Source organism: Pseudomonas sp. GL_091 (assembly GCF_057837725.1).
In genome coordinates, this window is the sequence record NZ_CM174451.1 from 6403835 (window position 1) to 6428388 (window position 24554).

General features: G+C 60.2%; 20 protein-coding genes. 6 read left to right on the forward strand and 14 right to left on the reverse strand.

Annotated features, from left to right (window positions below; translation table 11 throughout):
• Positions 1-22 precede the first annotated feature (22 nt).
• A complete protein-coding gene (locus tag AC3ITY_RS29190; protein WP_489306382.1) occupies positions 23-1234 on the reverse strand; it encodes an acyltransferase family protein in 1212 nt (403 codons plus the stop codon).
• 383 nt (positions 1235-1617) lie between these two features.
• Between AC3ITY_RS29190 and AC3ITY_RS29195 the strand changes: the two genes are divergently transcribed.
• A complete protein-coding gene (locus AC3ITY_RS29195) occupies positions 1618-2364 on the forward strand; it encodes a LexA family transcriptional regulator (protein ID WP_489306383.1) in 747 nt (248 codons plus the stop codon).
• A 305-nt stretch (positions 2365-2669) separates the two neighbouring features.
• Here the strand turns inward: AC3ITY_RS29195 and AC3ITY_RS29200 are convergent, their stop codons facing one another.
• Positions 2670-3683, reverse strand: a complete 1014-nt coding sequence (locus AC3ITY_RS29200) for a PDDEXK nuclease domain-containing protein (protein WP_489306385.1) — start codon at positions 3681-3683, stop codon at positions 2670-2672.
• Between the two features lie 239 nt (positions 3684-3922).
• Between AC3ITY_RS29200 and AC3ITY_RS29205 the strand changes: the two genes are divergently transcribed.
• Complete coding sequence (locus AC3ITY_RS29205; RefSeq protein ID WP_489306387.1) at positions 3923-4165, forward strand: hypothetical protein; 243 nt, start codon at positions 3923-3925, stop codon at positions 4163-4165.
• Positions 4166-4233: 68 nt separating this feature from the next.
• Here AC3ITY_RS29205 and AC3ITY_RS29210 read toward each other — a convergent pair whose 3' ends face one another.
• Genes AC3ITY_RS29210 through AC3ITY_RS29235 form a run of 6 tightly spaced genes read right to left on the reverse strand, consistent with a single transcriptional unit; the run spans position 4234 to position 14405 of the window.
• Entirely contained in the window at positions 4234-5046 is an 813-nt protein-coding gene (locus tag AC3ITY_RS29210) for a YfaP family protein (RefSeq protein ID WP_489306388.1), read from the reverse strand.
• Positions 5047-5049: 3 nt separating this feature from the next.
• Positions 5050-6693: a DUF2300 domain-containing protein gene (locus tag AC3ITY_RS29215; RefSeq protein ID WP_489306390.1), complete on the reverse strand. Its 1644-nt coding sequence runs from the start codon at positions 6691-6693 to the stop codon at positions 5050-5052.
• Complete coding sequence (locus tag AC3ITY_RS29220) at positions 6671-11230, reverse strand: alpha-2-macroglobulin family protein (protein ID WP_489306392.1); 4560 nt, start codon at positions 11228-11230, stop codon at positions 6671-6673. The genes AC3ITY_RS29215 and AC3ITY_RS29220 overlap by 23 nt, the downstream gene beginning before the upstream one ends.
• A complete protein-coding gene (locus AC3ITY_RS29225) occupies positions 11227-11865 on the reverse strand; it encodes a DUF1175 domain-containing protein (RefSeq protein WP_489306393.1) in 639 nt (212 codons plus the stop codon). Before AC3ITY_RS29225 ends, AC3ITY_RS29220 begins: the two co-directional genes overlap by 4 nt.
• The gene (locus AC3ITY_RS29230; RefSeq protein ID WP_489306394.1) at positions 11862-13574 is read right to left on the reverse strand and encodes a DUF2138 domain-containing protein; all 1713 of its coding nucleotides are present in this window, start codon (positions 13572-13574) and stop codon (positions 11862-11864) included. The genes AC3ITY_RS29225 and AC3ITY_RS29230 overlap by 4 nt, the downstream gene beginning before the upstream one ends.
• 39 nt (positions 13575-13613) lie before the next feature.
• Entirely contained in the window at positions 13614-14405 is a 792-nt protein-coding gene (locus AC3ITY_RS29235; protein WP_489306395.1) for a YfaP family protein, read from the reverse strand.
• 509 nt (positions 14406-14914) lie between these two features.
• Between AC3ITY_RS29235 and AC3ITY_RS29240 the strand changes: the two genes are divergently transcribed.
• The 4 genes from AC3ITY_RS29240 (at position 14915) to AC3ITY_RS29255 (ending at position 20067) form a co-directional block, all read left to right on the forward strand.
• Positions 14915-15157: an exodeoxyribonuclease VII small subunit gene (locus tag AC3ITY_RS29240; RefSeq protein WP_007970180.1), complete on the forward strand. Its 243-nt coding sequence runs from the start codon at positions 14915-14917 to the stop codon at positions 15155-15157.
• Positions 15154-16041 (forward strand): (2E,6E)-farnesyl diphosphate synthase, encoded by an 888-nt coding sequence (gene ispA, locus AC3ITY_RS29245; protein WP_489306396.1) that lies wholly within the window; start codon positions 15154-15156, stop codon positions 16039-16041. Before AC3ITY_RS29240 ends, ispA begins: the two co-directional genes overlap by 4 nt.
• A gap of 91 nt (positions 16042-16132) precedes the next feature.
• Positions 16133-18031 carry a 1-deoxy-D-xylulose-5-phosphate synthase gene (dxs, locus tag AC3ITY_RS29250; protein WP_489306398.1) on the forward strand — a complete coding sequence of 633 codons (1899 nt, stop codon included), beginning with the start codon at positions 16133-16135 and terminating at the stop codon, positions 18029-18031.
• Between the two features lie 152 nt (positions 18032-18183).
• Positions 18184-20067: a TonB-dependent receptor domain-containing protein gene (locus tag AC3ITY_RS29255; protein ID WP_489306399.1), complete on the forward strand. Its 1884-nt coding sequence runs from the start codon at positions 18184-18186 to the stop codon at positions 20065-20067.
• Positions 20068-20162: 95 nt separating this feature from the next.
• Here AC3ITY_RS29255 and AC3ITY_RS29260 read toward each other — a convergent pair whose 3' ends face one another.
• From AC3ITY_RS29260 to thiL, 6 genes are all read right to left on the reverse strand, one after another.
• On the reverse strand, positions 20163-21008 hold the full coding sequence (locus AC3ITY_RS29260; RefSeq protein WP_489306401.1) for a cobalamin-binding protein: 846 nt from the start codon (positions 21006-21008) through the stop codon (positions 20163-20165).
• Positions 21008-21427, reverse strand: coding sequence for an MFS transporter (locus AC3ITY_RS29265; RefSeq protein ID WP_489306402.1), 420 nt, complete (start codon positions 21425-21427; stop codon positions 21008-21010). The genes AC3ITY_RS29260 and AC3ITY_RS29265 overlap by 1 nt, the downstream gene beginning before the upstream one ends.
• Positions 21424-22041, reverse strand: coding sequence for a GTP cyclohydrolase II (gene ribA / locus AC3ITY_RS29270; RefSeq protein ID WP_150726901.1), 618 nt, complete (start codon positions 22039-22041; stop codon positions 21424-21426). The genes AC3ITY_RS29265 and ribA overlap by 4 nt, the downstream gene beginning before the upstream one ends.
• 250 nt (positions 22042-22291) lie before the next feature.
• The gene (locus AC3ITY_RS29275; protein ID WP_489306404.1) at positions 22292-23032 is read right to left on the reverse strand and encodes a substrate-binding periplasmic protein; all 741 of its coding nucleotides are present in this window, start codon (positions 23030-23032) and stop codon (positions 22292-22294) included.
• A gap of 53 nt (positions 23033-23085) precedes the next feature.
• Positions 23086-23589, reverse strand: coding sequence for a phosphatidylglycerophosphatase A family protein (locus AC3ITY_RS29280; RefSeq protein ID WP_489306405.1), 504 nt, complete (start codon positions 23587-23589; stop codon positions 23086-23088).
• Positions 23586-24551 (reverse strand): thiamine-phosphate kinase, encoded by a 966-nt coding sequence (gene thiL / locus AC3ITY_RS29285; RefSeq protein ID WP_489306407.1) that lies wholly within the window; start codon positions 24549-24551, stop codon positions 23586-23588. The genes AC3ITY_RS29280 and thiL overlap by 4 nt, the downstream gene beginning before the upstream one ends.
• Between the last annotated feature and the right edge of the window lie 3 nt (positions 24552-24554).

The window sequence follows — 24554 nt, forward strand, 5'->3', positions numbered from 1 at the left end:
AAGCGCTAGCGTCTGATCGGTGTCAGCGCACGACATCCGTTTCGGCGGGGATAATTCGATTAATATCAAGAGTATTGTCCTTCGCCGGCTCTGGCTCGGCGATTATTGGAGGTTTCGCAGGTTTTGCCTCCATCCATGGCCGCTCAATAAATCGATACGATAGACATGAGATAGGCACGAGCAACATTGGAATTAGCAACGCCGTCGCGAATCGCCAGTATTGCGAAGCCGCCGCTATGTCCATATACCACGCAAAATAAACTATCGGAGCAAGCACAAGATATTGCAGCAAGTAATAGCTGTAACTGATGGTTCCGATAACTTGCAGAGCGTTAACCTTCAGCACCGACGGTTCGCCGTATAAAACGCATATGAAGAGCGCAGTGGCGATTAGCAGGTGAACTGCCGAAAAGTAACCTGAGACAGCGATTGCGACAATCAATAATAGGATCGACAGCGGATTCAAGATCTTCTGCAGATAAGCTGGGATTACTGGAATGTTTTTCTTCAGGAAAGCAGCTAGCGATCCTACGGCAAAGAACGGCCAAACAACTTCACCGATTAGGTAGTAATCACGCGCTGCAAGTGTCGCGATTACAAATACCATCAAGAGGGTCAGTCTTGTAGAGGTCGTGGCCAGGAAAAACAGAATAGGGAAGACAACGTAGAATTTCCATTCGAGGGAGAGCGTCCAGGCAATGCCTATGAGGCGCAAAGCGTTGAAATCCAGAATGGTCAGCGTGTCTGCGCCAATAAACCCATACGCAAAGATGTTAATCGCGCTTACCGCCAACGCCCTTAAGTCTTCGACAGGCTTCGTCGCCATGTAGATGCCCAGCAGGATGGTACACACCGCGACAAACACGTACAGTGGGACTATGCGCCGAACCCTTCCGATGTAGAACTTTGCGGAATCCAGCCCTACGTTAAGCGCGCGCTCAGTAAAGAGAAATGCGGTCAGTGCAAAAAACATCTGCACGCTAATAATTCCAATGCGATTTCCATATTCTTGGTTTTCCGGAAATCCAAAGAAGGCAAGTAAGTGCTGGTTTGTATGGCAAGCAACTACTCCAATCGCTGCCAGAGCCCTAAGGCCATCTAAGTGGCTGTAACGCCGACTGGCGGATTGAGGTATTTTAACCATGCCCCTAAGTAATTTTCCAAGGAAAATCACCGACGCATATGCACCTATGAAGAACGCAAGCTGAATTAGAACGTATGGTGAAATCGTCATGGATCCGTTCATTTGTGAATTAATTTCGATTTGAGCAAAGAATTATGCGCAGTTTATAAAGTTCGCCGACCAAAAAACCACTTAAAATCGATTTACGACAAGGCCCGCCATCGTACGCAATGCTGTTCAGTTAAGCGAATGTGGTCCTCTGTAGGAGCAAGCTTGCTCCTACAATTTCCTTAACTGAACAGCATTGCGGTTGAACCGGGTTTTTTTGTGGGTGCTTGATAAGCATGTTAAACATGACGTTTAACGTCGCTCCAACTTGGTTTTTACTTGTTTAAAATTCCTCAATAGCGTCTTACATCCAGTCGTAAATTTCCCGCGAAATTTGAACGAGGCGTTTATTCAAACCCTTACCAGCCGCCAGTAGACTCGCGTTCATGAAAAAGAACACTAGCGGCCCACGCTTCAAAGCGCTCCTCGAAGCAGCGAACATCACGACCACCGGATTTGCCGAATTCCTGGATACGGCTCCGCAAAATGTACATAACTGGTACACCCGCGGTGTGCCCGCCCATTGCATGGAAGAAGTCGCCAGAAAACTCTCCGTCAGCAGCGACTGGCTGAAAACCGGCGAAGGCTCGAAAGACGCCCAGCACCTGCGCCTGCTCGACGAATCCGGCAACACCTTCGATGCCCAGACCATCCGCGGTGTCTACACGGTCATCGAGCCTGTCGACGTCGAACTGCCTTTGTACAAAGAAGCTGTCATCGCCCCGGGCTCCAACGAGACCCACGTCATAGAAGACCCTGGGCAATCCATCCGCCTGCCCCGCAGCCACCTTGACTCCCTGGAAATCAACCACGCCGACGCCATCTGTGTCTTCATGAGCGGTAACAGTATGGGAGAGAAAATTGAAGACGGTTCGACCCTGGCGATTGACCGTGGCCTGACCCAGATAATCGATGGCGAGATCTACGCCATCGAACATGACGGCATGCTGCGCATCAAGTACCTGCACCGACTGCCGGGCAACTCCCTGCGGCTGCGCAGCCACAACCGCGCCGAATACCCGGATGAAATCTTCAGGGCCGCACAAATCGAAGAGCAGAACATCAGGGTGCTGGGTTGGGTGTTCTGGTGGTCGACCCTGAACAAACGGAGGCCGGCGGTACCGTTTCTTTAAGCGCTCCAGAACGCCCATCGGCCGCCCATCCGGGTGGCCAAACGGCTCTGCCCGGCACTTCCCGCTGGGAATTTGCGTCAAACCTGCGTATGCTGCGCCCCACATTTGCGCATCGACCCGCCTTGCGGCTCAGATGCACTGGCCTGACAGATGACTTTCTCACCAGGTCCCACAGCCGGACGCAAGATCCGGGTGTACGTTTTGAAGGCTGGCGCGGTTTACCAAAAATGATCCAAGCCAGTCCCCGAGAAGCCGGCCACAAGCCGGCTTTTTAATGCCTGAAAGAAAATGATCAACGACAAAAATCACTCAACGCCTTCAATATTCAGCGCATAAAACTCCTGCAACTTGGCTTGCAACAGTTTCTTGTCTGGCAATTGGGTGTGGTACTCCGCGATCAAGGCAGGCGACAGTGAGCGGTTCAGGGCGTACTCGACGATTTCGTCCTCCTTGCTCGCGCACAGCAATACGCCGAGCGCCGGGTTTTCGTGTGGCTTGCGGACATTGCGGTCCAACGCGTCAAGATAAAAATCCATCTTGCCCAAGTATTCCGGCTCAAAGCGCCCGACCTTGAGTTCGATCGCCACCAGGCAGTTCAGCCCACGGTGGAAAAACAACAGATCCAGCGCAAAGTCCCGCCCACCTACCTGCAACGGATATTGTGATCCCACAAAGCAGAAGTCCCTGCCCAGTTCGATCAGAAAATCCCTGAGCTTGTACAGTAGGCCTCCATGCAAGTCTGTCTCTGCATGACCACGCTCCAGAGCCAGAAACTCGACCACATAGGCATCCTTGAACACGTCCAGGGCCTGGGGATGAATTTGTCGCAGCGGTGCTGACACTTTTGCCGGGCTGACCACTGAACGTTCAAACAGAGCCGCCTTGAACTGACGCTCCAGTTCGCGGCTCGACCACCTCTCCTGGATTGCCATGCGCAGGTAAAACTCACGTTCCTCCGGGTGTTTGCTCTGGTTGAGGATGATCAGATTCTGGGTCCAGGGTAATTGTGTCAGCAGTGCTGACACTTTTGCATCGCCCCTGTATGCCTCATAGAACTGGCGCATTCGAAATAGATTTCGTCGCGTAAACCCACGCAGTCCAGGCTGTGTGCGCTCAAGGTGCATAGCCAACTGGGCGACGACTCCATCACCCCACTCTGCCGCTTCAATTTTGCGACTGATGTAGGCCCCAACCTGCCAGTGCAGCTCAATCAGCTCGGTGTTGACCGCCTGCATGGCACGTTGTCGCGCGGTCACAATCAGTTGGGTGATTTCGTTGAAAGCAGAATCGAGAGAGGTATTGCCAGGAAGATCATTCACGTCAGGGCATTTCCATGTCAGTGGGAGGGCCCTTTCAATTACTCCTGATACCGACGCAAGAACATTCACAATGTATGTCTGCATGAAACAACGCTAATAGGCCTCTATCCCGCCCAGAGAACACGTGCAAAGCCAAAATGGCCGATGCTAAATCCACCCCGTCCAAAAACCGCTCCCCTTACCCTGGAAGAAGCTCTGCCGGTCGGACTTCGCTTTCAAGCTCAACGGGAACCTACGCAATGGATCTGCACATCCCGACCCTGCTGGTAGTCTCGGTTTTCGTTTTCATTCTGATGGGTTTGTTGACCTGTCATGCCTGGTGGCGTGAAGCCCGCGAGCTTCCTCTGGCTTTTCTGGGTGCAATGATGCTGCTGGCGGCGCTGGGTGTGGTGCTGATCAGTTGGCGGGGGCGATATTGTCCCGCTCGTTTTCAACCGCGAGTCGGGCTACGACCTTTCGAGCCTGCTTCCACAGGCGGATGAAACCCTATATTGCGCCAAGGACCACGGGCGCAATCGCGTGCAAACGCTGCGCAAGTTGTACCTCAACCTCACGGATAGCTGAATGACTTCACCAACGTCAGCTCCCCCACCGCGCGCATCGGCACCAGAAACGTCTCCATCTTCTCGCTCGGCGTGCCTTCCTCAGTAATCACCGTCACCTGCGCCGTGGTCAGCGCTTGCACCGCGTCTTCCTGCCCCTCTTCATCACTGCTGTAGCCGCCGCCGAAGTAGTTCACATAGACCAGATATTGCCCCTTGATCGGCGCGGGCATGGCGAAGATTTCCGGGCCGTAGCCGGTGGTGACGTCGACGTCGAGCGCGGCGCCGTTGGGGGCGACGCGGTCGCCGTACCAGATGTGCGCGCCGTCGGGGGTGATCAGGTGCAGGTCAAGGTCGGTGTTGTCGCTGTCCCAGGACAACAAAACGCGCAATTTGGCCGGGGTCGCACCGCCGCTGCTGTTGAGCAATTGCGTGCGCTGACGTTGCTGGCCATCGGGGCTGCGAACCTCGACGCTGTTGCTGCCGTTGGGGAATGAGAACGGGCGATCGAAGCGACCGGCCGGGTCGATTTTCAGCGGCATGCTCACCCCGTTGACGATCAACCGGCCGGGCTCTGTGGATTTGGGCGTGGCTTTGATCTGCCCGCTGATGCGAGCGGTGTTGGCCTGCCCTGCCGGGGTATTCACCGACGAGGCCGGGTAGTTGACGGTCTGCTGGAAGTTTTCCCCTTCACCCTCAGGCGCGCCGGTGCGCCAACCGCCAGCGGGGGTGTCGAGTTTGACGCTGTCAGCCGCCATCACCGATGGCAGCGCCACCAGCGAACAGAGAAACAGCAAGACCTGTGGATAACGGAGTGTCATGGCCTATTCCAGCAAGAGGTGACGGGCGAGCCCTTCGATGTAGGTTTCATCCTGGCCATTGGGGTGTGCTTCGAAGGCCAGGTGCAGGTATTCGTGGGTCAGGTCGAGGCGGTCTTGCAGTGTCTGCGCGCCACGCACGTAGATACGCTGACGTTCGCGGTCGACATAGGGACGGCCGAAGGCCAGGCGGCAGACGGCGAAGGTGCTGACTTCGTTGTAGCCGGTTTCGCCTTCAAGTTTTTGGCGCCAGCCGCGCCGTTGTTTCTGCAGCCATTCTTGTGCGGCGGGCAACGCTTCGCAGGACGCGACCGGGTTGTCCCAGCGGCTGAGGCTGGCGCGTGGGTAGGCGTGCAGCAGGATGGCGTCGTAGCGCTGGCCGGCACGGGCCTGTTCGACGGCTTGCTGCCAGGACAGTTTGTCCGGGCCGGGCTGATCGGAATGGTAGGTGACGGTACTGCCGGCAAGCACCAGGTCGCTGGTCCAGGCGGCGATGTCGCGTGACTCGGAGGACGCCGGACGCGGTGCGACCCGCTGACGGCTGCTGCTGTCGTCGATGCTCAGGCAGTCACCGCTGCGCGTGGCGTTTTGCAGCAGGTAGGTGCGGATGGCCACGGCCAGGGCTTTGGCGGACTCGACTGGTTCGGCGCTGGCTTCGCGCTGGAGAACACGGGCAACATACTCTTCGCGATCCAGACGAGCCACGAGCTTGTCGCTCAGTAGAAACAGTTCGCCGTCGCTGTGAATATCCAGTGCATTACCGTTGGCGAATTCAACGCGGTAGTCACCCTGCAATGCTCCGGAAGTCACCGCGGTGCCCCCTGACAGCACGCGCCGAAGTGGATAGCGGGAGAACAGGTCGACTTCTACGCACTGCCCTGCATCCGCAGGCCATGCAACAGGAATCACCGTAGACAGTGCCGGTGCGTAATCACGTAGTACCCGCTGACTGGTGCCCCGTCCTCCAGCCCAGACCGGTGTGCCATCCGCCGTCCAACCGGCAAACCCGCCCTGACGCGATGTTGCATCCTGATCCGCCAGCCAGCTCCAGGTTTTCACTCGCAGGCGGCTTCCGAGCTCGCCGACGACTTGGCCATCAGCGGCATTGAGCACCACATTGAGCAACACACGCCGGGCTTGATCCTGCGCCGGCAGCACGGCCAACACCTTCAACAGTTCCGCCACCGAAACCCGGGTAGCCGGTTGCAACGAAGGCAAATCCAGCAACCATTGCGGCGCCTGCCGCGTCTGCCAATAGGTTCGCCAGTCGGCATCACGGATACCCAGCCGCGCGGGTTCGAAATACAGACCGCATGACTTCACCAACGCCTGATCACGCTCGATCCTGCCACCCGCCGTGCAGCAATAAACCTCTTCTTTCGACTGGCCGCGGCATTCATAAGCCGGCTCACGCGCGCCGGTGTCCACCAGCCAGGCGTAGACGAACAACTTCCACACACTGCCCAGCGGCGTCTGCAACGTCTGCGGCAACGGCTCGCGGGCGATCACCTGTGTTCGACTCAGCGACAACAAATCGCCCTTGAAGGCCAGGCGCAAAGGTTCGTCCTGCGCCGTTGCCAGCGCTGGGATCAAACACAGCAACCAACCTATCAGCAACCTGTGCACGTCAGTGAACCGTGACCTGGCCAAGGGCTGCCTTTTGTTCCATCGCCTGATGCTGCGGCGCATACACCTGAGTGAAACGTACCGGCGGCAAGTTGAACTGCCCCTTCTGCGAGAAACGCACCAAGTGCCGCAGGCGCAATTCGCCACTCAAGGCATCGACCGGAACGGCATAAGCCATTTGCCCCGGTTCGAATCGTGCCTTCTCCAGCGCCGTCGGTTCGGTGCCGGCCTTGCCCATAAGCTTGATGCCCCAGGTGGTGCGTTCGACATCAGCGCCCGGTGGTAGCGGCACTTCCAGCATCCCGTAACGCAACGGTTTGGCGGCTTTGCTGGTGACGATTACTTCGTCGAGATAGAGGTTGTCGCTGGACAGCGGCGCGTTGCCGACCGCTTCGAGTTTGAAGGTAAAAGCCTCATCCCCCGGCACCAGTCGCGACAGGCGACGGGTGATGGTCACGGCCATCGGATCGACCGCCGGCTGCTGGCTCCGGTAACTCAACGCAGCGCGCAGCGGACGCTCTTGCACCCCGGTCAGCGTCAATACCACCGGTACTGGCGCAGGCCCCTGCCACGTCCAATACATCTCACCAGAAACCCCGTACTGTTTCTTCCAGCCTTCACCCGGCGCCAATGCAATGGTGGGCGATGCCTGCTCGATGCTGCGTTGCAGCCAGGTCAACGCCAACGCACGTTCCAGGGTCGATTGCTGTGGCAGCAAACGTTGCAGCAAGGCCTGGGCGTGAGCCTGATCGAAGGGTTGCAGCGACAGGTTCAGCGCTTCGGCAAACGGCTGGGAACTGACTGCCAGACGCTGCTGCGCGTCGGCCAGTTGCCGATTGAAAGTATCGGGCAAAGCGACCTTCGCTTGCCTGGCCAGCGATGCCGTCAGCACTCGCGCGGCGGCCAGTCCCAAGGCTGAATCCGGATCGCTCATGACGAGGCTATCCTCGCCGTCCTCCATCAGGTTCGCGGCAGTGCCCTCGCCCGCTTTCGCCAGGTCGTCCATCAAGCCACTGAGCAAGGTGTTGACCGGCAACTGCATCTGTTTGGCAAACGACAGGATCAGCGCCCGCTGCAACAGCGGCGTGTTCTTCGCCTGCTTGGCGTAGACCTCCAGCACCCGCTGCCAATGCTCCGGCGGCAGGCTCAGTTCCAGCACCTGGCTGGCGTGCCAGTCGGCGTAATAGGCGTAGGCGGTGAGGAAGGCATCCGGCTCTCCATCCATGCCCCACCAGGTGAAACACGCCGAAGGGCCGGCCATTTGCACCAGGCGCAGGCGGCTGTTTTGCATGATCAGGCGCAGGTGATCACGGATCTGCGGATTCGCCGCCAGCGTCGGGTAGGCGATGCTCAACGGCAGCAGGCGGCTGGCGGTCTGCTCGACGCCACCGTAGGGGTAGCTCAACAAATCGTCGAGGGCAGAACGGAACAACGCTTGCGGACTGTCGTCCAGATGCAGGCGGATATCACTGGCGTCAGTCGGTAATGTCAGCGGCGAATCGCCCTCACCCACATCAAGGCTCTGGGTTTGAGTCACCTGCCAGCCTTCACCGGTCGCGCTCAGGCGCACCGCCAGGGTGTCAGCGGTTTTGCCATCCTGCACCAGCTCGGCGCTCCACTCGCCATTGGCCAGTTCAAAGTTCGGCAACGGGATGTAGTTGATGCCGCTGTTCAGGGTCACAGGCACACGCTGTTCGTTGCCGGCGAAATGGGTCACCAGTTCGGCCTTGACCGGTTTCTCGGCCTGGCTGAAGGCGAACACACCGAGGTCCGGTTTGTCGCCAGCGCGGAATCGAGTCGGGCCGCTCCACTTCAGGTACAGCGGTTTTTCCGAGCGCACGAATTGCTTCTTCTGCCCGACCTGCCCGCCATCGGCGATGGCCCTGGCGGTGATGCGCCAGCGGGTCAGGGAGTCGGGCATCTTGAAGGTGAAGCGGGTTTTGCCGTTGGCATCGGTCAGCAATTCAGGTTGCCACGCCGCCGTGTCGACGTCCTCGCGACGCGGTCGCTCCAGCACCTTCACGCCGCGCTCACTGCGATTGGCTTTGCCCGGTGCACCGGGGCTGCCCGGCAAGGCAACGTCATAACTGATGAACGACAAACTGGCGCTGGTACGCACGTTGTTGCGTCGTGGGTGATAGAAGAACTGGTCGATGCTCGGCGCCACTTCCGGTTGCAGGGCGTAGACCATTTCATCGACCACGCTGACCGTCAGGTGCGCGGGAATCGCTTTACCGGCGAACTGGGTGGTCAGGTCCACCGAGACGGTTTCGCCCGGCTGATAGGTTTCTTTGTCGGTGGCGATGGCCACGTCGATCTGTGGCGTGACCACCTTGATGCCGGCGTTTTGGAAACTGTACTGGCCGCCCTTGGTGTACAGCACCGAGAAGGTCAGGTTCGGCGCGAAACCGTCCTTTACCGGGATGCGCGCGCGGTATTGGGTATCGCTGAGTTTTTCCATCTTCAGCCAGTCGCCGCCCTTGGAAAGCAACGCAGTGGCTTCGACCTTGTCGCGCTCTAGAGATAGCAACGCATCGCTCACTGGCTCGGGAAATGTGATCAGCGCCAGCGCTTCATCGCCTGCGATGTACTCGGGCTTGTCGAGGACGATTTCCACGGTGCCGGGTACGGCTTTGACACCCTCACCGGTAACCGAATGGCCGGTGGCACCGACCACCCGGCCATGATCATCCTTGAGCGTCAGGTTGTAGGTGCCAGGCCGGTCAAAAGCCAGGGTGAAACCTTTGTCGGTTGCCGCGAGTTTGCCTTCGCCAGTGCTCTGGTCTTCCAGGCGTACCCAGCCGTAGCTGCCCGGCGTAACGGCATCGGCCTGCTCACCTTCGCGGGTGTAGCTGAACGCAACCTTGTCGCCCACCGCGCTGAAGCTCCGGGGGGCGCTCATGCGAAAATTCGCCGCGCCACGGTCGATGAGGATTTCCTTGGTGGTCTTGACCCGATACGCCGCACCGTCGCTGGCAAAAACGGTGAGCATGTAGCGACTCGGTTTGTCCGCTGCCGGCAAGTCGAGGGACGCGCTGCCCTTGGCGTCGGTGGTCAATTCGGTACTGGTCAGCTCGACCGGAAATTGTCCGAGGTATTGCAGCTCGTTGTCGACCATCGACAGTTGTTGGGCCCGCAGGCTCAGGTTCAATTTCGCATTGGCCACCGGCTTGCCGTCCGGGTACAGCAGCACCAGGTTGCCCTTGACCGGTTCGCCAGTACGGTAATCCTGCTTGGCCAGATTGAGCGAAATCTCGAAGTGCGGCTTGATGTATTCAGCGACGCGAAAGGCGCTGCTGTAGGCCTGATCCTTGTAGTTGAAACGCAGTTCATAACCACCGGCCACGGCGTTGTCCGGCAACTGGAAACGGCCTTGGGTGCCAGCCTTGGAGTCGAGTTTCAGATCGAGGGATTGCAGCGCCGTGCCGGTCGCATCCAGCACGGTCACATTGACGTCGGCAGCGCCTGGCTGCACCGAGTCCCGTGCATTCTTGAATTCACGCCCGACGATTTTCAGCGACACCCAATCCCCTGGCCGATACAGCGGCCGGTCGGTGAAGGCATAGAGTTTGGTGTCGTAGATTTCGCTGTCGTAGTAGAAATTCTCGGAGACGAACACCCCGCCCTCTTCGTCTTCGCCGATCACGAACGAACGCTCGGGGCTGACGTGTTTCAGGCGCAGCAAGCCGTCGGTATCGGTGGCGCCGCTGCTCATCACACCGAGGCCGTCGGTCCACAGCACATTGACCTTCGGCACCGAACTGCCTTCGTGCTTGCGCGCGGCCCACACCAGCAATTCGTCACCGGCGATCTTGCTCACCGCCACGGTGTTGGAGACGAACACCATGGTGGTCGCGCGGTACTTGCCGATCAGCGCTTCCACCAGATAAAGACCCGGTTTGAGATTGCCCAACGGGATGTACACGTTGCCCGGCGCGACACTGACGAACTCGCTGGAAGACCCGGCCAGGTTCACCCCTGCAGGTGGCTGGATCGGCTTGGCCTGCCATAACGGATAACGGAACTGGCTGACCACCGGCAAACCCGGTATCAGCGCGAATTGCGGCTGTGCATCGTAGGGCGTTGGCGCGGCCATCGCGTTGCCCATCTTCAGTTCCGGCACTTCCTCGGTGACTTGTTTACGCGACTCGTAGGAAAACGCCCGCTGCATCACCCGACGGGATTTGCGATACCAGTTGTCCCACAGGTAAGCGAGGGTATTGGACAGGCCTTCACCCTTGAACTGACCATCGCTGATCACCCGATGCAGGTTCTTCTGGCGCTTGAGAAAATCCAGCGGTTTGTCGATGCGATACACCCGAATGTCGGCGCCGCCGTAGGGCTCCATGCGAAACCGGCGATAGTCGCGGCCCGGCGCCTCGAGGCGCACCATCGCCTGTTCATCGCTGGCAAAACTGCTGTCGGCCAGCAGGAAAAAACTCTCGCCGGCCACCGGCGCATAGCCGCTGGATGGAACCGAGTCTTCGGCGTCAACCGCCGAGAAAGGCAGCACCAGTACCAACAGCAGAGACAGAAAACGCAGCATGCGGGCACCGGTCATTGGGAAAGAAAACTCAGTCGATAGACGCCGATGAAGTTGGGATTGGCTGCGTCGGGTATCCATCGGGTGTCCTTCCATGTCATGAGTTGCTGCAGGCTTGCCGAACGCATGCCGTTGTCGGTGGGTGTGCTGGTGCCGGTGTGATAGGCGATGTAGCGGCCCATCCAGATCATCAGGTGCTGGTCATCGCCCTGATCGAAAAACATCAGGTCGCCAGGGCGTGCTTGAGACACATCGCGGCTGACCAGATGGCTGTTGAACTGAATCAATTTGATCGCATTGACGTATGGCCCGACCTTGCCGCCGCCCTGCTGCCATTGCTGGGCAAGACCGCGCTGGGCATCGCTCAATTGCAGTTCCGGCGGCAGGTAGCGATTGGACAGTCCATTGCTGCGCAGCCATTTTTCGTCATGGACTTTCAACGCTTCGTTAGCGGCGAAGCGCACCAGTCCGGCGCAGTCTTGCTGATACCAACGGGGGCTCGGGCCCTGGCTCAGTTGCTCCTGGGCGATGCGCACGAACCAGGCACGGAACACCTGGGATTGCTGTGGGTCGAGCGACGGCGTCTCGACAGCCCGGGCACCCGCGCTTAGCAACAACGCCAACAGGCCGAGACTTCGGATCAATGCCGTCACAGGGCTTTCCACTCCAGCGGCAGCCACTGCCAGTGGCCATCTGGCTCACTGCCTTCGGGCAAGGTCAGAGCATATTTGCCGTAGCCGCCGAGCTTGCGCAGCTTGGGGATCAGGTAGGTTTGCGCGGCGTTGTAGAACACCGGCTCCATGTCCTGGGGCAGGCTGTCGAGGGTTTCCTGCTGCATCAGTTGCGCCATCGAATCCGGGCCGAAATAGACCGGCATCAACAGGTCTTTCGGTACCACGTCGGCCATCGGCGGGAAGCGTTTGTCGAGGGTGCCGAGGGCCTTGTCCACCAGCTTGTCGTCGAGGGAAAACAGCAGCGTCGAACCATGCCGCGCCAGGCTGACTTTCATGAACGCCTTGCCGGTGATGGCGTCGGGGACTTCGGCTTCCTTGGCCGCATAGGGACCGAAACTGGAGCTGACCTGTCGTTGCCACTGGTGGCTCTGGCCTTCCTGTTTTTCCGCCACCGGGAAGGCACCGTCTTCGACATTGCTCTCGTAGGCGCCGACCATCGAGCCGAACAGACTGCCCAGATCCCCATCGAGTTTGCCGCTGTCGTCATCGTTGAGGCTGGCCACCAGCAAGGGCGTGTACAACCGCGAATCGGCATACCAGCACAGGCCCGCCGCGCCGGCCATGTGTTCAGTCAGCGCCTGGGCCACCTTCTCCTCGGCACCGAGTTTCACCAGCAGCGGTTTCTGTTGTTCGGCAGCCAGCGGCAACGCCACGCAAGCGCTGGCCCCCATGGGCATGGCTTGCCAGATCGGTTTGAAATCGAAGTCCGGCTGATTCTCCAGTTCATCCATGGCCAGGAAGCTGTGCCAGCCCTTGTCGTCCATATCGAAACGCAGGCCGGCGAAGTTCGGTATGAAACGCTGATAACCCATGGCCAGCACGCTGGCATTCACCGACAGGCGTTGTTTCACCTCCAGCGCACGCGGCGGCAGGCCGAAGGCTTCGGGAAACAGTTTTTCGCCATTGAGCAGCGCGGCAATGGCCGTGGTCGACACGCTGCCCGACTCTTCCGTTGCACCACTTTGCGGATCGTAGAGTTTCGCCGGATTGGACAGCACCACCAGTTTGTCGCCATGGGACGCGAACATCAGCGCCTTGCTCGCGTTGTAACTGAGTTGATAGAGCGCCACGTCGTCGGTACCGACCTTCACGTCAGCGACCTTGCTCAGCTGCGAGTCGTCCAGCGCCACTCTGGCCAGCGGCTCCAGCACCTTGGCCAGCCCGCCGCGATCCATCACCAGCAGGAAATCCTTGAGCCGCCCATCCGCCCCGCGCCACAACGCTACGTCGGCAGGTTGATCGAACAGTTGCTCGATCAAGGTGTCCTGCAGTTTCAGGTCATGCTCGTAGATGATCCGCCGCAAGCTGCCGATCAACCCCAGGCGATCGGCGTGGGTTTCATAATAGAAGACGAAATCTTCGGTCAGGGTTTCCTTGAGGAACGGCACTGCCAGCAGATCCTTGGGCAACTGGCTCAGGGAATGGGTTTCCAGCAAGCCATCCGGGCGGCTCATGCCCAGTTTGTCACTGGCCAACACAGGCGCCGGGGCCTTGGGCTTGTGCATGAACCACCCCAGCCCACCGGCCACGCCAACGACCAGGCATATCCCGATCAGCAGCGTCGGCCAATGCAGGGAAGGTTTGGTCGCTGGTGCGCCAGCGGCCGGAGTAACAGTGCTATCACTCATGTTCACAAAACCCGATGTTCATCCGTGGAGCGGGGATGCTTAGTAGTTGAAAGTCTTGACCAGCAGCAGGTCGCCGATTGCGCGCAGGGGCACGATGAACGTCTCGCGTTTTTCATCGACGGTGTTTTCGTTGAGCACCAGGTTGATCTGCGAGGTAATCACCTCGTTCTGGTTGCCGGACTCATCGAAGTTATAGCCGCCGCTGCCGAAGTTGCCCCAATAGTTCACGTAAACCAGATAGGTGCCATGCAGCGGCGCGGTCATGGTGAACATTTCCGGACCCGGGCCATCGACGCCGTCAGGGTCGAGGCCACCGCCATTGGTCAAGGCCGGGTGCGCCCAGAAGGCATGCTGACCATCGGGCGTGACAATGTGCAGGTCGAGCTCGGCCTTCGGATCGTCCCAACCCAGCACCACGCGAATCCGCGCCGGTGTGCGCAGGTTGTTGGCTTCATAGAATTGAACACGCTTGAGGGGCTGACCTTCGGCGCTGCGCACTTCGACGCTGTTGGAGCCAGCGCCAAACGCATACGGCCGGGCAAAACGCCCTTGCTCGTCGGTATAAAGATTCAGCGGATTGCCGTTGACCGCCAAGGTGTGCGGCCCACGCTGGGTGCCCAGGGCCTTCAGTTGGCCTTCGATCATCGTGCGATTGCGCTGCACACCCCGGTCGATGGGGGGCGTGGGATAGGCGACTTGCGGGTTTTCGCTACGGTCCAGCAAACCGTTGTAACGCCAGCCGCCCACCGGCTCCGATAGCTCGGCTTTCGGCGCAGCCAGAATCACGGGCGCGAAAACCAGCCCGATCAGCAGCAAAAAAAATGAGCGCATGCGACGCCTCCTGCCATGCATGACGAAACCTTGCGCCTGATCCTGGGCGCGTTACAGATGCCGATACTGCGTTTCGTCTGAAAGCCCCGTGACTACCAAGTCGTATAGGGCTCGAAGGTTAGCCATTCGGGTGTTTTTTAACAATCGGATGGCTCCGAAATTGCGGTGGGAGTCACGGTAATGGGTGGACGGTGAGCCGAATAGCGATGTTATTCGGCTCATAACGTGAGCCGAATAATCCGTATCGCCGGGTTACCACAATCTTTGTGGCGAGGGAGCTTGCTCCCGTTCGGCTGCGCAGCAGTCGCAAATCCGATGAATGCGGTATGCCTCACAAAACGCGGTGGCTGATTTTGGGGTTGCTGCGCAACCCGACGGGGGCAAGCCCCCCTCGCCACAAGTAACTGTCGCGCTCACTACCACAGCTTTCGAATCCCCCCCTTCATTTGCCCCTGAACCCCCTATCTGCTAGTGTCGCGCCGGTTTAACGTCAACCGGAAATCGCCGCCATGGCCCGCAAAAAAGCTGCACTGGATTTCGAACAGTCCCTCGCCGACCTGCAAACGCTGGTGGAGCGTCTGGAGAATGGCGAGTTGTCGCTGGAGGACTCACTGGCCGCTTTCGAGCAGGGCATCGGCCTGACTCGCGATTGCCAGGCGGCGCTGGCCCAGGCCGAGCAAAAGGTTCAGGTGCTGCTCGAGCGTGATGGCGAGTTGGCCGAGGAACCCTTCGACGCGGATCAGCCAGAATGATTGCAGCGTATTCGGCAAGCAGCCAGGCCCGAGTCAATGCAGCCCTGGAAACCCTGTTCACCGCGCCAAGCCCCGAGCTGGCGCGACTGTATGAGGCCATGCGCTACAGCGTGATGAATGGTGGCAAACGCGTGCGTCCACTGTTGGCCTACGCCGCGTGCGAAGCGTTGGGCGGCAAGGCCGAGCAAGCCAACGGCGCAGCCTGTGCGGTGGAGCTGATCCACGCCTACTCGCTGGTGCATGACGATTTGCCGGCGATGGACGATGACGATCTGCGTCGCGGCCAGCCCACCACCCACAAGAAATTCGATGAAGCCTGCGCGATCCTCGCCGGCGACGGTTTGCAGAGCCTGGCCTTCAGCGCCCTGCTCGACCCGCGCCTGAACGCGTCGGATGCCGAAATCCGCCTGCAAATGGTCAGTGCCCTGGCGCTGGCGGCAGGCCCCGCGGGCATGGTCGGCGGTCAGGCCATCGACCTCGGTTCGGTCGGTCTGAAACTTGATCAGAAAGCCCTGGAGTACATGCACCGGCACAAGACCGGCGCGTTGATCGCGGTCAGCGTCAAACTCGGTGCCCTGGCCAGCGGCCGTGCAGAAAAGGACGAACTAAAATCCTTGCAGACTTATGCACAGGCCATCGGCCTGGCATTCCAGGTGCAGGACGACATTCTCGACGTCGAAAGCGATACCGAAACCCTCGGCAAACGCCAGGGTGCCGACATTGCCCGGGACAAACCGACCTACCCGGCCCTGCTCGGCCTCGACGCCGCCAAGGCCTATGCCCTGGAGTTGCGCGACCAGGCCCTGCACGCACTGCGACCGTTTGACGCAGCGGCCGAGCCGTTGCGTGATCTGGCCCGGTATATCGTCGATCGCCGCAGCTGACGGCGAATCCGCCAAAAAAAACCAACGCGTGGGCAGGGACCGATGCATCAGGTAAACTGCCGCATCTTTTATACCTATAACGATTCGCCTGATGCCCACGACGTTTCATGAGATTCCCCGCAAGCGCCCGACCACGCCCCTGCTCGACCGCGCGAACACGCCGGACGGCCTGCGCCGGTTAGGCGAAGCCGAGCTGGAAACCCTGGCCGATGAGTTGCGCCTGGAATTGCTCTACACGGTCGGCCAGACCGGTGGGCATTTCGGTGCCGGCCTGGGCGTGATCGAGCTGACCATCGCGCTGCATTACGTCTTCGACACCCCGGACGACCGGTTGGTGTGGGACGTGGGTCATCAGGCTTATCCGCACAAGATCCTCACCGGTCGTCGCGAGCGCATGGGCACCCTGCGCCAGAAGGACGGCGTCGCTGCCTTCCCGCGCCGCTCCGAGAGCGAGTACGACACCTTTGGCGTCGGCCACTCCAGCACCTCGATCAGTGCGGCGCTGGGCATGGCGATTGCCGCCCGCCTGCAAAACAGCGAGCGCAAGGCGATCGCGGTGATCGGCGACGGCGCGTTGACCGCGGGCATGGCGTTCGAAGCGCTGAACCATGCGCCGGAAGTGGACGCCAACATGCTGGTGATCCTCAACGACAACGACATGTCGATCTCGCGCAACGTCGGTGGCTTGTCGAACTATCTGGCGAAGATCCTTTCCAGCCGCACCTATGCGAGCATGCGCGAAGGCAGCAAGAAAGTGCTGTCGCGCCTGCCCGGCGCCTGGGAAATCGCCCGTCGCACCGAAGAATACGCCAAGGGCATGCTGGTTCCCGGCACGCTGTTCGAAGAGCTGGGCTGGAACTACATCGGCCCGATCGATGGCCACGACCTGCCGACCCTGATCGCCACCCTGCGCAACATGCGCGACCTGAAAGGTCCGCAGTTCCTGCACGTCGTCACCAAGAAAGGCAAAGGCTTCGCCCCGGCGGAAGTCGACCCGATCGGTTACCACGCCATCACCAAACTCGAACCCCTGGACGCCCCGGCCGCCGCGCCGAAAAAGGCCAGCGGGCCGAAGTACTCCGGTGTGTTCGGCGAATGGCTGTGCGACATGGCGGCTGCCGATCCGCGTCTGGTCGGGATTACCCCGGCGATGAAGGAAGGCTCGGACCTGGTGGCTTTCAGCGAACGATTCCCGCTGCGCTACTTCGACGTGGCCATTGCCGAGCAACACGCCGTCACCCTCGCGGCCGGCATGGCCTGCGAAGGCGCCAAACCCGTGGTGGCCATCTATTCGACCTTCCTGCAGCGCGGCTACGACCAGTTGGTGCATGACGTCGCGGTGCAGAATCTCGACGTACTGTTCGCCATCGACCGCGCAGGCCTGGTGGGCGAAGACGGTCCGACCCACGCCGGCAGCTTCGATTTGTCGTTCCTGCGCTGCATTCCCGGCATGCTGGTGATGACCCCGAGCGATGAAAACGAGCTGCGCAAGATGCTCACCACCGGTCACCTGTATGAAGGCCCGGCGGCGGTGCGTTACCCGCGTGGCAACGGCCCGAACGCGACCATTGAGAAAGACCTCGAGCCAATCGAGATTGGTAAAGGCGTCGTCCGCCGCCAGGGCAGCAAAGTTGCCCTGCTGGTGTTCGGCGTGCAACTGGTCGAAGCCCTGAAAGTCGCCGAGACGCTGGACGCGACCGTGGTCGACATGCGTTTCGTCAAGCCGCTGGATGAAGCGCTGGTTCGCGAAATCGCCGGCAGCCACGAGCTACTGGTGACCGTCGAAGAAAACGCGATCATGGGCGGCGCCGGCGGCGCGGTCAGCGAATTCCTCGCTCGCGAAAACATCCTCAAGTCGATGCTGCACCTGGGCTTGCCGGACATTTACGTCGAACACGCCAAGCCTGCGCAAATGCTGGCCGAGTGTGGACTGGATGAAGCCGGGATCGAGGCTTCGATCCGCGAGCGCCTGCAACTGCTGAACATCTAAATCCCTGGATACATGCAACACCCTGTGGGAGCGGGCTTGCTCGCGAAAGCGTCGGATCATTCAACTGAGAAGTTGACTGACACTCCGCCTTCGCGAGCAAGCCCGCTCCCACATTTGATTTGTGTGCGCCACGAAACACCAACGGATTATCAATGAAGTTCTCCCGCCTCGCCCTCCCTCTGTTTCTGCTGCCCACCGCCAACGCCTATGCCGACACCTTCGAACGCGATCAGGCCCTGAAGCTGCCCGACGTGCTGATCAGCGCCAACCGCCAGGTCGAAGCGCGCAACGACAGCAGCGCCGCCAACACCGTATTCACCCGCGAAGACATCGATCGCCTGCAACCTGACAGCGTCACTGATCTGTTGCGCCGGGTGCCAGGCGTGCAAGTCTCGCAGACCGGTGGGCGCGGCAGCCTTCCGGGTGTCTACATCCGTGGCACCCAGTCGGCCCAGAGCCTGGTGCTGGTGGATGGCCAACGCATCGGCAGTTCGACCTCCGGCGACAGTAACCTGCAACACATCAATATCGAGCAGGTCGAGCGCGTGGAAGTGCTGCGCGGCTCCCGTTCGGTGATTTATGGCAGCGATGCGATTGGCGGGGTGATCCAGATCTTCACCCGCCGTGGCGGCGAACAAGGCCTGCAGCCGCGGATGCACGTCGGCTTCGGCAGCAATCAGACCTGGGAGCGCAGCCTCGGTTTGTCCGGCGGCGATGAACAGACCCGCTTCAACCTCGGCACCAGCCTTGACGAAACCGCCGGGATCAATCGAACCCACGAGTCGTTCCCCAGCGACGGCGACCATGACGAGTACCGAAACCAGTCGTTTAGCCTGAGCTTGAGCCACGCACTCAGCGATGACATCGAGATCGGCGCCAACGCGTTGGATAACCGCGGCAAAAGCGAGTTCGACAACCCGTTCGGGCGCTTCGACATGAATACGTTCAAGTCGGTCCAACAGCAGCCCTACAACGAATTCGATGTGAGCAGTGTCAGCAGTTACATCGACGCGCGCATCAATGATCTGTGGAAAACCCGCATCGAGTTCGGCCACAGCGAAAACCGCGAGAAGACCCTCGACAAGCTCAGCGATGAGCGCAGCGTGTTCAACACCTACCGCGATTCGGTGAACTGGCAGAACGACCTGACGCTCAACGAGCGCAACAGTTTGCTGCTCGGCGGTGACTGGTATGAAGACCGCATCAACAGCAGCACCGCATTCGATGAGGACAGCCGCTGGAACCGTGCGGTGTACATCCAGCATCGCTATCAGGCCGACAGCTTCTCCACGGAGTTGGGCCTGCGTCACGACGATAACCAGCAGTTCGGCAGCCAGAACACCTGGAGCGGCACCTTCACCCTGCCGCTGAACCTGGACAACGAAGTGCTGCTCACCTACAGCGAAGGCTTCCGCGCGCCTACGTTCAACGATCTGTACTACCCCGACTTCAGCAACCCGGACCTGAAGCCTGAAACCTCGAAAAGCTACGAGCTGCAATGGCGCAGCCAGTTGACCGAGAGCAGTCGCCTGGAGACGTCGCTGTATCGCACCGACCTTGAAGACGCGATCATCTTCGGCAGCAACTCGCGCCCCGAGAACGTTGCTTCCGCGCGAATCAACGGCTTCGAAGCCGCATTGAAGCAGGAACTGTTTGGCTGGCAGAGCAACCTTGGCATTGCGATCATCGACCCACTCGACCGTGACACGGGCCATACCCTGGCCCGTCGCGCGCGACGCACCTTGAGCTGGGATCTGGACCGACAGTTCGATCGCCTGGGCCTCGGTGCCAGTTGGCAAGCGGTCAGCAGCAGCTATGACGACCTGAAAAATCAACAGCCGTTGGGTGGTTATGCCTTGTTGGGGATGCGCAGCAGTTGGGAGCTCAATCGTGAAATCCGGCTGGAGCTGAAGGTCGATAACCTGCTGGACAAGGGTTACAGCCGGGCGCTGTACAGCTACCAAGGTAGCCAGTACGGGTATCGCGAGGAAGGTCGGGCGTGGATGCTCGGGGTGACTTGGACGCCGAAGATCTGAGGCCAGACTCGATCATTTGTGGCGAGGGGGCTTGCCCCCGTTGGGCTGCGAAGCGGCCCCAAAATCCTATACCCGTATTTCTCAGATACATCGCATTAATCTGATTGCGGGTGCTGCGCACCCGAACGGGGGCAAGCCCCCTCGCCACAGGGCGCGATCAACTGGCAGAGTTTGGCAGTTGCCTCAATCATCTGCCCACTCGGCCGCTCCAGGCCCTTGTCCGTCACCAAGCGCAACTGTCCCTGTGCCACGGCCGCCACCTGTGGCCAGGCTTTCCACGCATCGAGCTGCGCCTGTTCGCTGGCCAGAATCACCTCGGGATTACGCTGCAGCACGGCTTCCACACTGACTTGCGGTGCCGGCAGTTTCAGGTCACCAAACACGTTTTGCGCACCGCAGACCTCCAGTGCATCGCTGATGATCTGCTCGCCGCCAACCGTATACAGCGGCCGATCCCAGACCTGATAAAACACCCGTAACGGCTTATCCCGTCGATAGCGCTGGCGCAATTCATCCAGCCGCTGGCGTAAATCGCCAGCCAATGAAATTCCGCGCTCAGGCCGACCGAGTTGGGCGGCTATGGTCTCGATCTGTGCGGCGAGCTGGTTCAGGCTGTGGGGTTCGGCGACGTAGGTGGGAATATTCAGTCGCTTGAGCTGGTCACGCTGGGCCGGGCCGACGCTACCGGGCCATAGCAGCAACAGGTCGGGTTTCAGGCTGAGCAGGCGCTCCATGTCCAACTGGCCATAGCGGCCAACGGAGGGCAGGTCCTTGAGTTGCGCAGGCCGATCACCGGCGTCCAGCACACCGACCAGGAGGTCGGCGGAGCCCAGTTCAACGACGATTTCAGAGAGCGACGGTGCGAGGCTGACAACCCGCTCGACCGCGATGGCCGAGCCACTGGCGGCCAGCAGCAACACCGCCAGCCAGAGCGCGCGCATCAACCGAGTTGACGCGGAATACGGTAGAGGTAGAACAGCACGGCGGTCGACAGTGCCAGCAGCATCAGCGGCACGGCTTCGAGACCGACGAACACCGCCAGGGCAGCGATCCAGGCCGGCAGCCCGGCGGCGAGGAATGCCGTACGCCGCTTGGACGCCAGATTGATCCAGGCGGCAGATTCTTCAGGGGTATCGAGGGCTTTCTGGGTGGCGATCAGCGCGTGTTTGTAGGCACCGAAAAACTTCAGGCTGACAAACATCGAGGCGACTCCGGCGATGAACAATGGCATCGCCAGCACCGGCAGAATGGCTTCGCCCTGGCCGAACAGCGCGTTGATCACAAACAGCGGCAACAAGGCCAGCGCCAGGTACTGCCACCAGTTGACGGACAGTCGCCGCCGCACCTGACCGCGGGTCACGCCCGGTCTACCTCGCCCTGATGCTCATTGCCCATCATGTGGTCGAGCTTGCTGGCCTTGGTCGCCAGGTAGAGTCGGTTATGCGGGTTGTGGCCGGTGTGCAGCGGCACGCGCTCGGCGACCACGATACCCATGTCGGTCAAGGCCTTGACCTTGCGTGGGTTGTTGGTCATCAGGCGCAGGGACTTCACGCCCAAATGCTCCAGCATCGGCAGGCACATGGCGTAGTCACGCTGGTCGGCGGCAAAGCCCAGGCGTTCGTTGGCTTCGACGGTATCGGCGCCACCGTCCTGCAGTTCGTAGGCGCGGATCTTGTTCAGCAGGCCAATGCCACGGCCTTCCTGACGCAGGTAGAGCAAGACGCCACGACCTTCGCGGGCGATGGCCTGCAAGGCGGCCTCCAGTTGCGAGCCGCAGTCGCAACGCTGGCTGAACAAGGCATCGCCCGTCAGGCATTCGGAGTGCAACCGGCCGAGTACCGGGGCACCGTCGGCGAATTCACCCAGGCTCAGCACAACGTGCTCGCGGCCGGTGGCTTCATCGAGAAAGCCATGCATGGTGAATTGCGCAAAAGGCGTTGGCAGCTTGGAAGCGGCGACAAAAACGACAGGCACCGGTGTGCTCCTGATCTAAAAGTCTGAAGATTCGCAGAGCCGGCATTGTAACAGCAGGTTCCGGAGGACGCTTAGGCTGAATTATCGGCGATAACTATCAAAATGTTTGATATACGCCCCAGCACATTCCCTGTGGGAGCGAGCCTGCTCGAGATTGCGTACTGTCAGCGACATCAATATTGACTGATACACCGCCATCGCGAGCAGGCTCGCTCCCACAAGGGGATCATCGCCAGCCGTTCGATCCGCGTCAGTTCGAGTCAAACGGATACGGCTGTTTCCAGCGTTCAAATATCGGTTTCAGCTCGCCGCTTTTCACCAGTTGCTCCATGCGCTGGTCGAACAGGGCCATTAACGTGCGCGCCTTCGGGTTTTTGGCAAAGCACAGGTACAGCGGCAACTCGGCGATATGGGTGCTGCGCAACTGGGAAGGATCTTTGGCACGCTTGCGCACGTCATCGACTTCGGTCTGCGCGTCGATGTAATAGTCGGCACGATTATGGATCAGCATCGACACGATGCCGGTGCGCCGCTGCACTTCAGCAAAGTGCTTCACGTTGGGCAGGGAATGCTGGTAATCGTAGCCACGGACCCAGGCCAGCCGATATTTATCCAGGGTTTGCGGGGTGGGTACCGGGCTGCTCACCAGACCGAGGGCATAGATGTGATCGGTGTCGAAGTTCCAATGGGGATAGAGCACACCCTCGGACTCGTCACGATAGGAACCGACGCAAGCATCGACTTCGCCATGTTCGGCCAGGCCCAGCGAACGCACGTAGGGCTCGGTGCGGATATCGACCTTGACGCCCGCCGGCTCGAACACTTGCCGTAGCACGTCCCAACCCAGTCCATGACCGTCAGCGGCGGTGTAGTCTTCCCAGTCTTCGCTGGCCAGATGAATCACCGACGGCGGCGTGGCGCCCCCTCCTCCCGCCAGGGCAAAAGAGCAAAACATCGCGAACGCCATCACCATCAATCCGCGTACAGCCATCCCCCGCTTCCCCCGATAAACAGCTCTCATGATCAACGCCTGGAAATCCCCGGTCAGGCGAAAAACCACACCAGCCCCTGCATCGCCAACCAGGCGAATACCCCGGCCAGAACATCATCGAGCATGATGCCGACGCCGCCATGTACGTGCCGGTCAATCCAGCGAATCGGCCACGGTTTGAGGATATCGAAGAAGCGGAACATCAAGAAACCCGCCAGCAACCACTGCCAACCTTCCGGCACCAGCCACAGGGTGATCCACATCCCGACCATTTCGTCCCAGACGATGCCTTCATGGTCGTGTACCCGCAAATCGTCGGCCACTTTGCCGCACAGCCAGAAGCCGAACAGCATGGTGATGCCCAGCATCAGCCAGTAACCCCAGTCGGGCAGCATTTGCCACAAGGGGATAAAAGGAAGCGCAACTAACGACCCCCAAGTGCCGGGCGCCTTTGGCAAGGTGCCCGAGCCGAAGCCGAACGCCAGGAAATGCCATGGATTACGCCAGACCGACGGCGGTACGCATTGCGCCGAGACCTGTTTGGGATGATCTGTCACGGTGACTCCCGAAAATGTTGATAACCCCGGGTTTGCGGGGTGATGTCTTGTCCGTTGGCATCCAGCAGTGTCACACCTTGCCCATTCACGACGCACCCAATCACATGGATCGGCCAACCATCGGCCAGCAATAGCGGCAAGTCGACGGACGGTAAGGTGAAGGCCAGGACGTAATCGTCGCCTCCACTCAGGGCCGCAACCTGTGCATCCGATTGGCCGAGAAAGTCGACCAGGCTCTGCGACAGCGGCAATCGATCCCGCTCGACTTCGATACCGACCTTCGACGCCAGCGCGATATGCCCGCAATCAGCGAGCAGACCGTCAGAGATATCCATCGCCGAAGTGGCCTTGCCACGCAACGCCTGACCCAAGCCGAGCTGCGGTTGCGGCGACCAGTAATGCGCCAGCAACGGCTCGGCAATGCTCGCTTCGGCTGTGCGCTGGCCGAGCACCAAGGGCAAGGCACCGGCGGCATTGCCCAGGTCGCCGCCGACACACAGCAGGTCGCCCGGTTGCGCTCCGCTGCGGGTCAGCGCCAGACCGGCCGGCACGCGTCCGAACACGGTCATGGTCAGGCTCAGCGGCCCACGAGTCGTGTCACCGCCCACCAGCGCCACGCCGCAGCTTTGCGCCATCTGGTTCAAACCACGGGCATAGGCTTGCAGCCAATCGGCGGTCACCGTCGGCAAGGTCAGGGCAAGGGTAAAGGCAATCGGGGTGGCGCCCATGGCGGCCAGGTCGCTGACGGCCACGGCCAGCGAGCGCTGACCGAGCAGAAACGGATCGCAGGGATCAGCGAAATGCACGCCGGCCACCAACGTATCGGTAGAAATCGCCAACTGCTCCCCGGGAGGAACAGCCAGCAAGGCGCAGTCATCGCCGATCCCGAGGGCAACGCCTTCGCCGCCCTGCGCACAAGGCGCGGCGGCGAAGAAATTGCGGATCAGCTCAAACTCGCCCATGGC

Excerpts from the sequence above, each read along its gene's own strand:
- AC3ITY_RS29190 (WP_489306382.1), bottom strand. The coding sequence starts at position 1,234 with ATGACGATTTCACCATACGTTCTAATTCAGCTTGCGTTCTTCATAGGT.
- AC3ITY_RS29195 (WP_489306383.1), top strand. The coding sequence starts at position 1,618 with ATGAAAAAGAACACTAGCGGCCCACGCTTCAAAGCGCTCCTCGAAGCA.
- AC3ITY_RS29205 (WP_489306387.1), top strand. The coding sequence starts at position 3,923 with ATGGATCTGCACATCCCGACCCTGCTGGTAGTCTCGGTTTTCGTTTTC.
- AC3ITY_RS29210 (WP_489306388.1), bottom strand. The coding sequence starts at position 5,046 with ATGACACTCCGTTATCCACAGGTCTTGCTGTTTCTCTGTTCGCTGGTG.
- AC3ITY_RS29220 (WP_489306392.1), bottom strand. The coding sequence starts at position 11,230 with ATGACCGGTGCCCGCATGCTGCGTTTTCTGTCTCTGCTGTTGGTACTG.
- AC3ITY_RS29230 (WP_489306394.1), bottom strand. The coding sequence starts at position 13,574 with ATGAGTGATAGCACTGTTACTCCGGCCGCTGGCGCACCAGCGACCAAA.
- AC3ITY_RS29235 (WP_489306395.1), bottom strand. The coding sequence starts at position 14,405 with ATGCGCTCATTTTTTTTGCTGCTGATCGGGCTGGTTTTCGCGCCCGTG.
- AC3ITY_RS29240 (WP_007970180.1), top strand. The coding sequence starts at position 14,915 with ATGGCCCGCAAAAAAGCTGCACTGGATTTCGAACAGTCCCTCGCCGAC.
- ispA (WP_489306396.1), top strand. The coding sequence starts at position 15,154 with ATGATTGCAGCGTATTCGGCAAGCAGCCAGGCCCGAGTCAATGCAGCC.
- dxs (WP_489306398.1), top strand. The coding sequence starts at position 16,133 with ATGCCCACGACGTTTCATGAGATTCCCCGCAAGCGCCCGACCACGCCC.
- AC3ITY_RS29255 (WP_489306399.1), top strand. The coding sequence starts at position 18,184 with ATGAAGTTCTCCCGCCTCGCCCTCCCTCTGTTTCTGCTGCCCACCGCC.
- AC3ITY_RS29260 (WP_489306401.1), bottom strand. The coding sequence starts at position 21,008 with ATGCGCGCGCTCTGGCTGGCGGTGTTGCTGCTGGCCGCCAGTGGCTCG.
- AC3ITY_RS29275 (WP_489306404.1), bottom strand. The coding sequence starts at position 23,032 with ATGGCTGTACGCGGATTGATGGTGATGGCGTTCGCGATGTTTTGCTCT.
- thiL (WP_489306407.1), bottom strand. The coding sequence starts at position 24,551 with ATGGGCGAGTTTGAGCTGATCCGCAATTTCTTCGCCGCCGCGCCTTGT.